This window comes from Atribacteraceae bacterium, from assembly GCA_035477455.1.
Lineage (GTDB): Bacteria > Atribacterota > Atribacteria > Atribacterales > Atribacteraceae > DATIKP01.
In genome coordinates this window covers 1-14,439 of sequence record DATIKP010000165.1, presented here as the reverse complement: position 1 = coordinate 14,439, position 14,439 = coordinate 1, and the positions used below count along the sequence as shown (strand labels likewise).

At 54.0% G+C, this 14,439-nt stretch carries 12 protein-coding genes; 4 read left to right on the top strand and 8 right to left on the bottom strand.

Annotated elements, in window-relative coordinates:
• Positions 1-245: 245 nt before the first annotated feature.
• Both lptC and VLH40_09910 read right to left on the bottom strand, forming a co-directional pair.
• Positions 246-875 carry an LPS export ABC transporter periplasmic protein LptC gene (gene lptC, locus VLH40_09915; protein ID HSV32317.1) on the bottom strand — a complete coding sequence of 210 codons (630 nt, stop codon included), beginning with the start codon at positions 873-875 and terminating at the stop codon, positions 246-248.
• A gap of 32 nt (positions 876-907) precedes the next feature.
• A complete protein-coding gene (locus tag VLH40_09910) occupies positions 908-2,623 on the bottom strand; it encodes an FAD-dependent oxidoreductase (protein ID HSV32316.1) in 1,716 nt (571 codons plus the stop codon).
• 184 nt (positions 2,624-2,807) lie between these two features.
• Here VLH40_09910 and VLH40_09905 point away from each other — a divergent pair, with 184 nt between their 5' ends.
• Positions 2,808-3,641 (top strand): MBL fold metallo-hydrolase, encoded by an 834-nt coding sequence (locus VLH40_09905; protein HSV32315.1) that lies wholly within the window; start codon positions 2,808-2,810, stop codon positions 3,639-3,641.
• A gap of 101 nt (positions 3,642-3,742) precedes the next feature.
• Here the strand turns inward: VLH40_09905 and VLH40_09900 are convergent, their stop codons facing one another.
• The gene (locus VLH40_09900) at positions 3,743-5,008 is read right to left on the bottom strand and encodes a uroporphyrinogen decarboxylase family protein (GenBank protein HSV32314.1); all 1,266 of its coding nucleotides are present in this window, start codon (positions 5,006-5,008) and stop codon (positions 3,743-3,745) included.
• Between the two features lie 203 nt (positions 5,009-5,211).
• Complete coding sequence (locus VLH40_09895) at positions 5,212-6,081, bottom strand: hypothetical protein (GenBank protein ID HSV32313.1); 870 nt, start codon at positions 6,079-6,081, stop codon at positions 5,212-5,214.
• 609 nt (positions 6,082-6,690) lie between these two features.
• Here VLH40_09895 and VLH40_09890 point away from each other — a divergent pair.
• Positions 6,691-7,113 (top strand): hypothetical protein, encoded by a 423-nt coding sequence (locus VLH40_09890; protein ID HSV32312.1) that lies wholly within the window; start codon positions 6,691-6,693, stop codon positions 7,111-7,113.
• A gap of 159 nt (positions 7,114-7,272) precedes the next feature.
• Here the strand turns inward: VLH40_09890 and VLH40_09885 are convergent, their stop codons facing one another.
• The 3 genes from VLH40_09885 to buk form a co-directional block, all read right to left on the bottom strand.
• Positions 7,273-7,836, bottom strand: coding sequence for a nitroreductase (locus VLH40_09885; protein ID HSV32311.1), 564 nt, complete (start codon positions 7,834-7,836; stop codon positions 7,273-7,275).
• Positions 7,837-7,906: 70 nt separating this feature from the next.
• Positions 7,907-8,824 carry a bifunctional enoyl-CoA hydratase/phosphate acetyltransferase gene (locus VLH40_09880; protein HSV32310.1) on the bottom strand — a complete coding sequence of 306 codons (918 nt, stop codon included), beginning with the start codon at positions 8,822-8,824 and terminating at the stop codon, positions 7,907-7,909.
• Between the two features lie 3 nt (positions 8,825-8,827).
• Positions 8,828-9,955 carry a butyrate kinase gene (buk, locus tag VLH40_09875; protein HSV32309.1) on the bottom strand — a complete coding sequence of 376 codons (1,128 nt, stop codon included), beginning with the start codon at positions 9,953-9,955 and terminating at the stop codon, positions 8,828-8,830.
• A 141-nt stretch (positions 9,956-10,096) separates the two neighbouring features.
• Here buk and VLH40_09870 point away from each other — a divergent pair, with 141 nt between their 5' ends.
• Both VLH40_09870 and VLH40_09865 read left to right on the top strand, forming a co-directional pair.
• Positions 10,097-10,975 (top strand): EamA family transporter, encoded by an 879-nt coding sequence (locus tag VLH40_09870; GenBank protein ID HSV32308.1) that lies wholly within the window; start codon positions 10,097-10,099, stop codon positions 10,973-10,975.
• A 417-nt stretch (positions 10,976-11,392) separates the two neighbouring features.
• Complete coding sequence (locus tag VLH40_09865; GenBank protein ID HSV32307.1) at positions 11,393-13,741, top strand: PAS domain-containing protein; 2,349 nt, start codon at positions 11,393-11,395, stop codon at positions 13,739-13,741.
• An 84-nt stretch (positions 13,742-13,825) separates the two neighbouring features.
• On the opposite strand, the gene VLH40_09860 is transcribed toward VLH40_09865, so the two are convergent.
• The coding region (locus tag VLH40_09860; GenBank protein HSV32306.1) for a uroporphyrinogen decarboxylase family protein at positions 13,826-14,439 on the bottom strand (614 nt) is incomplete at its 5' end.

Below are 14,439 nucleotides of genomic sequence, written 5' to 3'. Positions count from 1 at the left end.
CTACTGCAATAAGTAATTCTGCTGCAAAAGAACGAAGGAAGCCGGGGTCTGAGTTGCCTAAATCAGCCGCCGAAATCACCGCATTTTCGAAGTAAATATGCCAAGGATGGCCTTTTCAGCAGCACTGCAACCGGACGTGGTCATTGAGGCGTGCCAGAAAATGCCAGATGAGGCGGGGCTGATGGCAACGGGGCCTTGCTGAAATGAGTTTTTGCAGCAAAATCAAATTTTTAATTAAAAATGCCCTAACCTACGGGTTCTTGTGCGATATCAGGTTGAACTTCGGGTTCAGGTTGTTCGTTCGGTGTCGATCCGATCACGAAGCGCCCTTGCGAAACTTCGAGAAATTCCGGTTGCGTAAAATCCAGATCGGTGATCAATCCCAGGGATTCGATAGAGTTTTCCCCGAAATAGGTTCGGGTGAGGGTAAGGGCCTCCAGGACCTTGGTTTCATCCCGGTAGAGGAGAGACTGCGTCACAATCCGGTTCCCGTCGGCAGACACGACTTGAACCTGATGCTGGAAATGAAAATCTCCGGCATCGAGGTTGATGGAAGCTCTCCCGGCATTCAAAACCGCTCTTTTTTCCCCGTCCTCCCGTAAAATCAGCAATTCGACTTCTCCGCGGCTCAGCGCCTGGGAGGTTGCTTTGTTGTATTCCATCTCCTGGGCTGCGAGAACCCAACTCAACCGGCCGTCCTCCCATCCCCGGATCTGGATATCCCGCATAATGACCGGCTGCACGTCAACGCCCTCTTCTTCCTCTTCTTCACCGACCTCTCCGATCGCTTCCGGAGGTCGGTTTTCCAGGGAGAGGAAAACAATCAGAAAACCGGCAAAACAAACCCCGATGATCACCAACCATTTCTTCCACACACAGACACCTCTCTTGTTCAGTTCTCCGTTCTTCAACGCTCCAGCGCATAGGGCCAACAAGCAATCCCGCCATCCATGACCCGCAGTTTCGAAAATCCGGCGTTTTTCAGAATGAGGGAGGCTTCATAGCCGCGCAGGGACACAGTACAAAAACAAATTATCTCCTTGTCCCGGGGAAGTTCCTCGGCCTTCCGGGCAAGCGTACTCAAAGGAATGAGGATGCTATCGGGAATTCGCACCTCCTGGTACTCCCGGGGAGTCCGTACATCAAGCAGCAGGAAATCATCTCCTCGTTTTCGCTTTTTTTCCACCTCCGAGGGTGAGATGCCGGTCATAAACCCATCGAACTTGTTACGTAGAACATTCGCCGCCACGCAGACATTGTCGATAGCCGAGGCATAAGGCGGAGCATAGGGGATGTCGAGACTGGAGAGATCTTGCACCGACCCGCCGTAATGGAGGGCGGTGGTCACGGTATTCACGCTTTTCATCACCTCACCTGATCCGACGAATTGAGCTCCGAGCAGCTTGCCGCTATGCCGGTCTCCGATGAGTTTGCTAATCACCCTCTGTGAGCCAGGGTAGTAATGGGCGCGGTCGGTAGCGGGCACCAGGGCGTACTCGGCATCATACCCCAGTTCCCGGGCCTGTCTCACGCTCATCCCCACGCGGGCTACCGAGTAGTCGAAGATCTTGAAAACCGCGGAATTCAGCCCTCCCCGGAAGACTTCGTTCCCGCCATTGATATTGATGGCCGCCACCCGCCCTTGCTTGTTGGCGAGCGATCCCAAGGGTAGATAGGCTGGCTGGGAACAGACAAGATTTTGGGTTTCCACGCAATCACCCACGGCAAAGACATTAGGATCTGAGGTCCTCATGAACATATCCACCTGGATCCCGCCGGTGGCACCAAGCTCCAGGCCGCAATGGCGGGCCAGATCGGTATTGGGCCGAAATCCGGTGGCTATGATCGCCATATCGGCCTCATAAGTCCCCTTATCGGTCACGATCCTCTTAAGCACCCCTTCCTGGCTCTCAAAGTGTAGAACCCGTTCATCGACCCGGACCGTCACCCCCTCTTCCTGGCAATAACGGCGGACCAGGATCCCCATATCTTCGTCCAGGATCGGCAGGATCTCGGGAAGCACTTCGATTATGGTGACCGAAAGCCCGCTCTTGACCAGACTTTCGGTCATTTCCATGCCGATGAGGCCGCCGCCGATGATCACTGCCTTTTTGGCGAGTTTCTCCCGGATGATCCACCTGATCGCCTCGGCATCTTCAATGCCGTGTAGGGTATAGACGCGGGAGAGATCCATCACCGAAAGTTCGGTTCCGGGGAGATCGCTATCCCGGGCTTTGATCGGCGGCACGGCGACCCTGGCTCCCGTGGCGAAGACCAGCGTATCATAGGGCCAGAGGCTCACTTCTCCGGAATCCAAATGACGGGTCTCCACAATTTTTTTCTCTCGGTCCACCCGGACCGCTTCGGTCCGGTTCAAGGCTTTGATCCCCTTGATTTTCTCGAAGAACTCGGGATCCCGCATCACCCCGGCGGAAGTCTCCATCAATTCCCGTTGTTCTTCTATCTCTCCACTCACGTAGTAAGGCAGACCACATCCGGCATAGGAAAGAAATTCACCCCGTTCGATGATGGTTATTTCTGCATTACGGTCGAGGCGACGAAGCTTCGCCGCGACTTTGGGGCCCGCCGCCACTCCACCGATAATGACCACCTTTTTGCTCAAGGTCTTCTCCTCCCTCGTTATCAATATAGAAGTTACCGGAATGAAAAATGTCGCTCGGAACTGCAGGGTTGCATGAAGAAACCCGACCGCGCCCTTTCCATTGCCTGAAGCTTTTTCGGTAAGTCCCGCCGTCCTCTCACGCTGATTTGACACCGCAATGAAGTTCTTTTATGCTTAACCCACTATGACCGCCTGGCATGTTATCGTCATCGGCGCCCAAAATTTTCTCTACGACAAAGAGCTCAAAATCCTGGTGGATTGCGGAATTGGAAAAGATCTGGTGAAAACCCTGCTCCGGGAAATCGGAGCGGTAGGGGCCTGTTGGATGACCCATGCCCACACCGACCATTACGGCGGACTTAAATACCTTCTGAAATCGTCACCCGCCGTCCGGATCTTCGCCCCGCCCGGTGAGTTTCCTTTTCTGATCAATCCCGATCTCGAACCGGCTCTTCTCTATGGCGGATACTTTCCAAAAGCCCTGGCCACCCGTTGGCTGCTTGGACCATCCGACCTTCCAGTTCAGGAACTCGCCTTCGAGAGCTATCCCCATATCGATTTCGTCCCTCTCCAAGGCCACTCTCCAGCCCTTTTTGGCATCGCCTGGGATGGGATGCTGTTCACGTCCGATGCGCTATTCGGACAAGAAATACTGGTCAAATATCCTCTGCTTTACCACTACAACCCGCTTCAGGCCCTGGAAACCCTGAAGACCCTGGAAAAGCACTATGAACGGTTCCTTCCCGCCCATGGGAGTGCCGGGGGAAGGGAACTGCTCGCCGGAAACCGCTCCTGTATCGAACGGGCGTTCAACGCTTGCCTGGAAATCGCCGGAGAGGGCACCGTCACACTCGACGGATTGATCCAATCGGCTATGGAAAGACTCGCGCCGGCGAAAACCATCGAAACCTACTTTCTAAGTCGTTCGGCTCTGGCGGGGTATGTCAGTGCCCTGGAGCGGGAAAAACAGCTGACGCTTGTCCTGGAGTCCGGCCAGGTATTGGTTCAAATACCGTGAATCGTGAACAGTGAGTGGTGAGTTGAATAAGCGACGCCTTGCGCTTGTTCAGGCACAGATTCCCGGTTCATTTTACCTCCTTATTTAAACTCTCTGATCGCTTACCGGTATTCGTTGAGAGCCTCAAACAAAGCCAGGAGATTCTCCACCGGGATATTAGCCTGGATGTTATGTACCGCGGCAAAAACGAATCCGCCATCCGGCTGGAATGATTCGATCAGGGCCCGGGCTTCTTCCTTGACTTCTTGAGCCGTACCAAAGGGAAGGGTCGTCTGAGTGTTGATACCCCCTCCCCAGAAGGTGAACTGTTTTCCGAAATCCCGCTTAAGAGCGGAAGGAACCATTTTCGCCGCGGAGATTTGCACCGGATTGAGAATGTCGAAACCGGCTTCCTGCAAGTCGGGAAGAAGGTCCCAAATCGATCCGCAGGTATGGATGAAGACCTTCCATTTGGTATGTTCATGAATCCACTGGTTCATCTTTTGGTGAAAGGGTTTGAAGAGTTCCCGATACAATATCGGGGAGACGAAGGGACAACTCTGGGAACCAAAATCGGTACCGGAAAGGACAATGACCTGGATACGGCTGCCCACCGCCTGGTGGAAACGTTCCAGATTGCGCAGGCCGATCTCCGACATTCGGGAGAATACCTCGCTCAAATACTCTTTCCGGGTCACCAGGGATACGTACCATTCTTCGACATCCCGGATACCGGCCGGCTCTTTCATGGTTGGTCCGGGCACGAGGGCAATATCGCCCAGGTTGGTTCCCGGTACTCCTCCGAAGACTACCGCGTAATCGGTTTCCTCATAGAGGCGCCGCGCTTCCCGTTCATAATACGCAAGGTCCTCCTCAGTCAAGGGTTGATATTCGGCGATCTGGTCTTCCACCCGGAGGTCCTGGTCACCCCGGATCGGCTTCTGGCGAATGACCGCATCGTGGTAAAAACCGCCCCCGGGCATCTTGCCGGAAGGAGAAGCGCTGGTGTCTCCCTCCGGGTATTGATAAATGTCTCCCAGGGCATCGGGGAGGGTGTTGAATTTCTCGGGCACCAAAAGAGGCGTTCCGTCAAAAAAGATCCAGGGCTTCCAGCGTTCGTTCTTGAATCCGAAGAAATTTTTCGGCGCCGGTAAGCAGATCGTATCGATCCCCAGGACCGTGCGCAGTTCATTATCCACTTCGCCCAGCATTTGGAAAGGATCAAAAACCTTTACCGGTTCATTGGGTTTGATCAGGCCCAGGGCCACTTTGATTTTATGGAGACTGGAGACATGGATACCGGTAATCAGTGTTGAACCGAGATCCAAAGGAAGGATGTCCGGTTCCTGATGGTTAAGGCTGGCGATCACCCGTTCTCTTGGGGTCATTGATGGTACCTCCCTGTGAATTCGCTTACCTCGTATCAATCTCCCCTTGTTGGGAGAGAAGGCTTTCTCCTTCTTGATTCCGTTCCTTCTCCTGATAGCTGAATGCTTTCCTGACAGGTTTTTTCAATTCTGCGGACGTTCACTCCACCTTTCAGAATACAATAGCAAAACGGTGGATGATAGACCAAATATGTGCTCTGACTTTATATCCTGTCCCCGGTATTCCTGTCCATCCCACAACCCCGGAGGTGGTCCCATGTCTCTATGAAATGCCCCAGGTGAGACCTTTTTGGCTCCCGTGCTTCATTCAAAACGAACTCTCGAAACCGTTCCTCCTCATTCCTAAACTGCTCCGTTTCCATAAAACCGGCGAAATGAACAAGACGAAGCCAGAGCAGATAGGTGGTTAAGACATCATACTGGTTGTAGATGATGATTTTTTCCCGCTCGCCTCTGAGCCACAAGGTGGCGATATGTTCGCCGTCCGCGTTGATTTTTCCGGGGATGCGGCATGCGACAGCGATTTCGTGGAGAGAGGGAGTGGTTTTTCCCCGCTCTCCGATAATCCGCATAAGATCGACATTCCAATCGTTATCTCGGTTAAAATAGTCCGGTTCCTCCCAGCGACCGCCCTTCCGGTGAACAAACTTCTCAGCCCGGATCCCATGGACCAAAGACCGCTGCAGGATTATTTTCAGATCCGACCCCTGGGAATTGTAGCCAATCAGTTGCGGACGGAACTTCCCCACCTCATCGAGAAACGCGGTCAAAACGGTGGCTTCCCCCTGGTCCTTTTCACTGTCATGAGTCAGAGGGAGCGAGTGGAGATGAAAGGTTATCTCTTCTTCTTTTTCGCGTCTAACCAGGATCGAAATGACTACCACCCGACAGAGGGCTGTTTTTAAAAAAGGCATCGGTTCCTCCGGGGTCGCTCCTCCCCGCTTCCACATTTCCCGAACCACTTCTTCATCGCTCAATGAAGCGGGTAAGGCATAAATCACCCTTCCGGTGACCGGGTCGGGTACCCACTCCGCATCGAAGATCCAGACCTGTTCTCCTATTTTACGAAACATAGCGACCTCCTTTCCTGCTTTCATCCTTTGAGCACAATTATCCTGGTTCCTGTCGGTATAGCCATATTCGCACAGGAAACGGCAGCGGATCAAGTGATCATCGAACCCTTTTTAGGTAGATCGTTCGCTTCTTTTTCAGGATCATCCAGAAATCCCCCCTGACTTCGAACGTTTTCCTAACATCCTTCCCGGTAAAATTTTAGGAAAATGGCATTAAACCGGAGTAGTTTATACACAATGAAAGGAAATATGACCATACTACCACACCCAAAGAGTATTGCGGATGCGGAATCCTGGGCTTGGTCCTGGAAAAGGGACCATTGCATGTTTACAGTGTTTTTCGGTACCAACAACAGCCGCCTACAACCGGACCCTGCCTGTGTCCTTGATCATCATCAAAGCACACATCTTTCGGGACCTCGCCCACTGGAGGGGCTCCCCCTCTCTCGCTTTTGACCACCCCACCCACCGTTGCCGAATTGATCTTCAGTATCGAATCCAGGGCCGTACACTGCAAGCATAATTCTCCACTCCTGTTTGCGCCGGGGTGACAAACCTGGGTGGAAAATGATAACATTAGGGAGTGATGATTTTTGGGAGTGATGATTGATGAACAATACAGCCATGATCCTGGGGATCATTGGTGGTATCCTGGGAATGATTGTGTCGGCTTTGGCCATCGCCGCCGGTTTTGTCGTATGCTTCCTTGCCCGGGCGATCCCCTCCCATGTCCAGATTCCGTTTCCCATCGACCGTATTTTCCCCTTTATCGGCACACTGACTACACTCCGAGGTCTCCTGTCCCTGACTTGGGCCATCATCGCGCTGGTCGCAGCGACAATGGTCAAACGGAAATCGCCGGCCCCGGGCATTGCGCTCCTAATCGCTGGTATTGCCGGTTTTCTTTTTCTGTTCATTGGATTTTTGGTTCCCGGTGTGTTGATCATCATCGCCGGGGTGCTGGCCTTGACCGATCGCGAGGAAAAACCAGGGGATCGCTCCGGCAATCACCGGGACACTCCCGCTCTGTAAGCAAACATCCCCTCCTCAATTTTCCTGCTCGCTGCCGTCGGGCACCGACCGGTTAACTCCCCTGGTCATCACTCCCTGAGAGGGATTCTTTGACCGGAAAGATTTTTTCTGCTGAGGATTATCACGGCGGTGAGGAGGGAACCATAGCACCGGAAACGACTACCGTTTCCAATACAGCACTACCGGTTGTTTGCGGGGTCGCTCTTCTCCCGGCGCAGCCGGATACCCCAGGATTATGGGTGCGATCAGGTCATACCCTCCCGGTACTTTCAATTCCGCTTTTACTTCCGGAGTGTTACCATACTCATGGGCAAAGCCGATCCAGCAGGAACCAATCCCCCGGTCCCAGGCACCGAACATCAGGTTTTGGGCAGCCATACTGCAGTCGTAGGCCGCGGAAAACGCTTTTTGGTCACCGTAAATCATGATCAGGACCGGCGCTTGGTAGAACAGGTGATACGTCGGGTCGGCCAGCATCTCCCGATAGCGGGCCAACTCCGGTGCCTGCATCAGGTTTTTGAGCACATAATCCTTGCAACGGTCAGAAAAATCCTGTAGATAATCCTGATCCTCGATCACCGTAAAAGCCCAGGGCTGGAGATGCATCCCGCTGGGAGCCCAGGTGGCCAGTTCCAACAATTCCCGAATCGTACTTTCCGTAAGAGGCTCCTTCCGATACTTTCTGATGCTCCGCCTGGTTCGAATCGCTTCCGTCAATTCCATATTTCGTTCCTCCCTTTTACCTATGCTCATGATTTCTCCAAAAAACCGATCTAAAGCATGCCTGGTCTTTTCATCCCGGCCGTCCCCGGACGATGGAGTAGGCGGCCAGAGCGATGGAAGCCAGTTTCCCGTAATGTGGTTCATTGCGGGAGGTCAGGATGACCGGACGTTTCCCTCCCAGAATCAACCCGGCCATCCGGCCCCGGGCAAAATATATGACCGCCTTGGCCAAGACGTTGCCAGTATCGATATCCGGTACGAGCAAGAGATCCGCATGCCCGGCGACCGGACTCTCGATTCCTTTATGGAGGGCCGCTTCTTCATCGATCGCTGCGTCCAGGCTGATCGGACCTTCGACCAGAGCTCCCATGATTTCCCCCCGCTCAGCAATCTTCTTCAGTTCTCTGGCTTCCACCGTCGAGGGCACCTTGTCCGACACTCTTTCATTGGCACTGAGCACCGCCACCCGGGGCTCTGCGATCCCGATGGCCTGAAGAAAACGCACCGCATTGTGGAGTATGACCTTTTTGCGGGCCAGATCCGGATTGACGTTGAGGCCGCCGTCACTGACATAAATGAGGCGGTAATACCCGGGGATTTCCAGGGCGGCCAGGTGACTGAGGATCCCCTCACCGCGTAACCCCCCTGATGGGTCGAGAATGGCATGAAGAAAATCAGCGCTGTTGACCATCCCTTTCATCAGGATGTCCGCCTTTCCACTCCCAACTTCGGCTACCGCCCGGACGGTCGCCTCGACCGGGTCAGCCACATCGATGATCTCAATACCCCGGAGATTCAAGCCGGTTTTAAGGGCCAGCCGCCAGATCCACTCTTCATGGCCCAGCAAGGTTATATCCACAAAATCTTCTTTCCTGGCTTCCCGAACTGCGGCCAGGACTTTTTCATCCGCGGCGGCGGCCACACACAGACGGCATTTTCCGATTTTTTGCACCTCCCGGATGATCTGCCGGAAGTTTTCGAAACTCATCAATCAAGCCTCCCCATAAATCCTTGCCGTCTCGTGCCCCTGGAGCACCGATAAGGCCCCGGAAGCCAGGGCCTCCATCTCGTGTTCCCCGGGCACGACCACCAGGGGGGCGATAAAAGCCACTCGTTCAGCAATCAAATCAGTCAGTAACCGAGAGTGTGCCAGTCCTCCGGTTAAGAGCACCCGATCCACCTGTCCGACCAATACCGCCGCCATCGCTCCGATTTCCTTACCCACCTGGTAGGCCAGGGCCTCGACTATCTCTTGCGCCTTACCCTCTCCCGCGCTGATGCGCTCTTCCACTTCTCGGAAGTCCTTGGTCCCCAGATAGGAAAACAGACCACCCCGCTCGGTCATCAACCCATACAATGCTTCCCGGGTATATTGACCTTCGAAACATAGGTCGATGACGGCCAGCACCGGCAGCGTTCCGGTCCGCTCCAGGGAAAACGGACCTTCACTCTGGGCATTGTTGACATCGATCATGCGTCCCTGCCGATGGGCGGAAACAGAAACACCGCCCCCGAGGTGGGCCACGATCAGGTTCACTGTCTCATAACTCCGGCCTAGATCCAAGGCGACTTTTCGGGCCACCGCCCGGCTGTTGAGGGCATGGGATCGGCTCAGGCGGGGAATTCCCGCCAGGCCCGAGTACCGGGCTACCTCCTCCATCTCATCCACGACGACCGGGTCCACTGTATAGGCCGGAACATTCCATTCCCGGCCCAAAGTCAACCCGATCATCCCTCCCAGGTTGGAGGCATGCCTTCCGTAGCGGCCGGTAGACAGATCGTCCACCATCCTTTCATCCACCCGGTAGACTCCACCTGGCAAGGGCCGGAGAATCCCCCCTCTCACGGCCAGAGCCGAGAAAGCTTCTGGTGAAAATCCCTGGTTCTGGACAAACTGGACCACCTGTCTCTGCCGAAAGTCAGCCTGTTCCAGAACATCTCTATATTCCGCCAGTTCGGTCAATGAATGTTCGATGGTGTAGCGTATCCGGCACTCCTCCCCATCGAATACGGCCAGCTTGGTCGAGGTGGAACCCGGATTGATCACCAGAATAAGACTCATAGAATGGTGATTGGTGATCGGTAAACAGTTGCCGGTGTAAGGTTGCCCTTCCCTCAAGCCCCTTCCTCCAATCTTTTTCCACCCTCTCTCAGCCTTTTTCCAACCTTCCCTCCTATTTTAGCTCATAGATTCCCGCATAAACATCCCTTTCTTTCTCTGTTTATTCATCACCGTTCACTATTCACCGCATTTACGCCCATGTATAATGAATATATGCAGAAGACCCCGCCGAAGCGAATCCGGGCAATTTTCTTTTTGTTTTGTGCCGCTTTATGCTGGAGTCTGGGTGGTTTATTGATCAAGATCGTGGACTGGAATCCCCTGGCCATTTCCGGTATGCGCAGTGCCATCGCTTGTCCGATCATATTCCTGTATCTGCGCCGCCCCAAATTCACCTGGTCACGGGCCCAAATCGCTGCAGCCATATTCTACGCCATGACCGTCATTTCTTTTGTGACCGCGAACAGAATGACGACTGCGGCCAACGCCATTCTTCTCCAATATGGAGCCCCGGTCTACGTCGCCCTGTGGGGTCATCGGTTCCTGGGGGAACGGGCCGGTCGGAAAGACTGGATCACCATCACCGCCGTTTTGGGAGGCATGACCCTTTTTTTCTTCGATGGATTGGCCATCGGCAACATTCTGGGAAATCTGGTCGCAGTGGGAAGCGGTCTATCCTTTGCCTTCCTGATCGTTTTCCTCCGCCAGCAAAAAGATGCCTCTCCCCTGGAATCGGTTTTTCTGGGAAACCTGGTCGCCGTCCTGATCGGCCTTCCTTTCATGGGTTTCGGTTTTCCCACCGATGGGATAAGTTGGCTGAGCCTCCTTCTCCTGGGTGTGGTCCAGATCGGCCTGGCCTATCTTTTTTATACGGAAGCCATCAAGGAGGTCACCGCCCTGGAAGGGACTCTGATACCAGTGATCGAACCGATTCTCAACCCCCTGTGGGTTTTCCTGCTGCTTCTGGAAATCCCAAGTCCCTGGGCTCTGGTAGGAGGCGGGGTAATCATCCTCTCCATCGTCATCCGTTATCTCCTTCCTTCCCTCCGCCGGGAACGTGCTGAACCTCTTCCGTAAATATCGAAAGACGTAAGGATTGAGACGAAGGCATTGCGCAATGCTCAGACATTATGTGTAAGTTTCCAGGTGTTGCCTGACTTCGCTTGGGATGGCTCTTTCCTGGGGATAGTTTTTTTGGTAGAATAGTTTGGGAAGTATTGTATTCAGGTGAAACCATGGACAGATACGGAGAGGGAAAACGGATTCTCTCAATTGGGGAATATGCGAATCGAACCCCCGCGTTATCTATCCTTTTCAGGTTCTTCGAGAATACCCCGATCGGCTTTCGTCTCGGCACGCCCCCCCATTGGCGATCTTGCACAATGGCTTTTTGAGACAACCCCAGAAAGCGTCTATGAACAAGATGATATCTCCGGAAGCCAACGTTTTCGGATTCAAGTCTTCAATCCGAATCCCGGCTAGCGTGTCTGCCTGATGAACCCAGCCGAGACAAACTGGAAACCGGATCGGGATGGCCAGGAAAGATGGGATCGGGAACGATTGATTCTGAACCTGGCCATCCGCTTTATCAACCTCCCTCCCACAAAAATCGATGAAGCGTTACAGGAAGCCCTGGCGGTGGTGGGGACTTTCACCCGCTCAGACCGCTGCTATCTCAACTTGTATGACTTCAAAGAAAAAATAATGGCCAATTTATTCGAGTGGTGTGCCCAGGGCATCACTCCGGAACATGAAACACAATTAAGAATCCCCTTTTGCTCTCTTCCCGAAGTCGTGCAGGCTCACCGCAGGGGTGAACTGTTTTTCGTTCCGCTGGTTAAGGCCCTCTCCCCCGATCAAGCATTACGCCGCTATCTTGAAGGCCAAAACGTTTTTTCGATGATCATGCTCCCCATGATGAACGGGACTGAATGCCTGGGATTCGTCGGCTTTGACTCTGTCCGGAAGCCCCGGACCTGGTCTGAGGAGGAAATCAGCCTTTTACGCATATTGGCCGAACTGTTCACCAACGCCGAACAGCGTCGCCGTTATGAGGAAACCTTAGCCCAGGAACGCCTGCGTACCGAAACGCTGATCGAGACCCTCCCGGACACCAACATTTATTTCAAAGACCGCTCCGGTCGATTTCTCCGGGTGAACCAGGCCCAGGCGCGCACACTGGGAGTCAATCACCCCGACCAGGCTTTGGGAAAGACGGATCACGACTTCTTCACCAAAGAGCATGTTCGCTGGGCCAAAGAAGACGAAGACCGCGTGATGCGCACCGGGATCCCCCTGGTTGGCCGAGTGGAGCGCATCGGAAGCGCGGGCGAATATCGGTGGGTTTCCACGACCAAGGTTCCCATGCGCGGGATGGGAGGAGAAATCATCGGAACCATGGGCATAACCCGGGACATCACCAGTCTGAAGTCAACCGAAGAAGCGCTGCGGCTACGTGAGTCACAGCTCTGGGCTATTATCGACAACCAGCTCGGTCTGATCGTTCTCAAAGATTGCGAGGGGCGGATTCTGATCGTGAATAACGCCTTCTGCCGGAGTTTTGGTTTGAACGATCCCAAGCAAGCCGTGGGAAAAAGCGATTATGAATTTCATCCCCCGGACCTGGCTGAAAAATACCGTTTAGACGATCAGGAAGTAATGCGCACCGGGAAACCTCTGGTGGTCGAGGAGACGATCCTTGACCGGGGAGAGCGCAAAACGTTCGAAACGTCCAAATCCCCGATACGAAATGAGCAAGGGGAGATTCTGGGGGTCACGGTTTTCTGCCGGGACATCACCGAACGGAAAAAGGCGGAAGAACGCATCTGGGCATTATCTTTTCGCGATCATCTTACCGGTCTTTACAACCGGGCTTTTTTCGAGGAAGAGTTTCACCGTTTGGGAAACAGCCGTGAACTGCCGTTCGCTATTATCCTGGCCGATGTGAACGGCTTGAAGCTGGTCAACGACGCCTTCGGTCATGACCGGGGCGACGAACTTCTGATTCGTTTCGCCGCCGCTCTCACGCAAACCTTCCGCAAGGAAGACATCGTCTCTCGCTGGGGCGGTGATGAATTTATTGTGCTCCTTCCCCACTCCAACCCCTCAGTGATCGAAGAGGTTATAGCACGGCTGCATCACGCTTGCCGGGAGGCTGCCAGCGATCAGCTCCCGCTCTCCGTCTCGGCAGGATACGCCATGAAAGAAGATCCGGATACTCCCTTAGACCGTGTGATCCGGGAGGCGGAAGAACGGATGTACCAGCACAAACTGGCCGAAAGCCGCCGTACCCATCAGGCGATTATCGCCTTTCTCGAAGGGTCTCTGCAGGTATCTGCCCGGGAAACGGAAGCCCATGTTCACCAGGTGCGCCGACTGGCCCGGGCAATAGGATCGGCTCTTCCTCTGCCGGAAAGCGCTCTGAACGACCTGGAACTTTCCGCCCGGCTCCACGACCTGGGAAAAATCGCTATTCCCGCCAGGATACTGGACAAACCCGGCCCACTCAATCCTTCGGAATGGGAAACGATGCAGACCCATCCCACGATCGGTTATCGGATCACGAAGTCTTCCCCGGACTTAAGCCGGATCGCCGAAGTAATACTCGCCCACCACGAACGCTGGGATGGAACCGGGTACCCGCAACGGCTCAAAGGAGAAGCGATCCCCCTGCTTGCCCGGATTATCGCGATTGCCGATGCCTACGATATCATGACCCGCGGCCGGCCCTACCGCAAGCGAATCGCCAAAGCCGCCGCCCGACAAGAACTCACCCGGTCCAGCGGCAGTCAGTTCGATCCCCGCCTGGTGAACCTATTTCTGTCCCTTCCGGACATCAAATAGGGTACGTATTGGCCGCATAGGTCAAGGTAGTTATCTAAACTGTGCCAGACTCTCGATCAAACCCCTCCCTATTTTATCTCCTCCTCAACCTAAAGGATAGACGCCATTTTGCCGGGCTTCTTGATAGGCCGCAATGATGTTCTCCGGAGAAATTTCCGAAAGAATATTGTGAATCTGGGTGAAGACAAACCCTCCCCCCGGTCCGAAGATCCGCAAGCGCTCCCGGACCTGCCGGCGTATCTCGTCTAGGGAGCCGGAGCGTAATACTCCCTGGGTCTCCACCCCTCCACCCCAGAAAACCAGGTCCCGGCCAAACTCACGCTTGAGCTGAACCGGGTCCATTTTCGCTGCGGTAGTCTGAACCGGATTGAGAATGTCCACGCCGATCTCGATAAGATCTGGAATCAGGTCATAAATGCTCCCACAAGAGTGGAGGAAGAGCTTGATCCGGGGATTCAACCGATGAATCTCTTCATAGAGCGCTCTTTGGTACGGTTTGATTAGCCGGCGATAGAGTTGTGGTGAAATATAGGGGGCGTTTTGGGTGCCCAGGTCGTCCCCTACCTGGATGATATCCAGGTCCTCCCCTACCGCTTTTAGGTATTTTTGCACATTCCGGAGGTGACTTTCCAGATTTTTTTCATTAAAATACCCGGCCAGGGAGGGGTTTTCTATGAGAAACATCAGATATGGTTCAT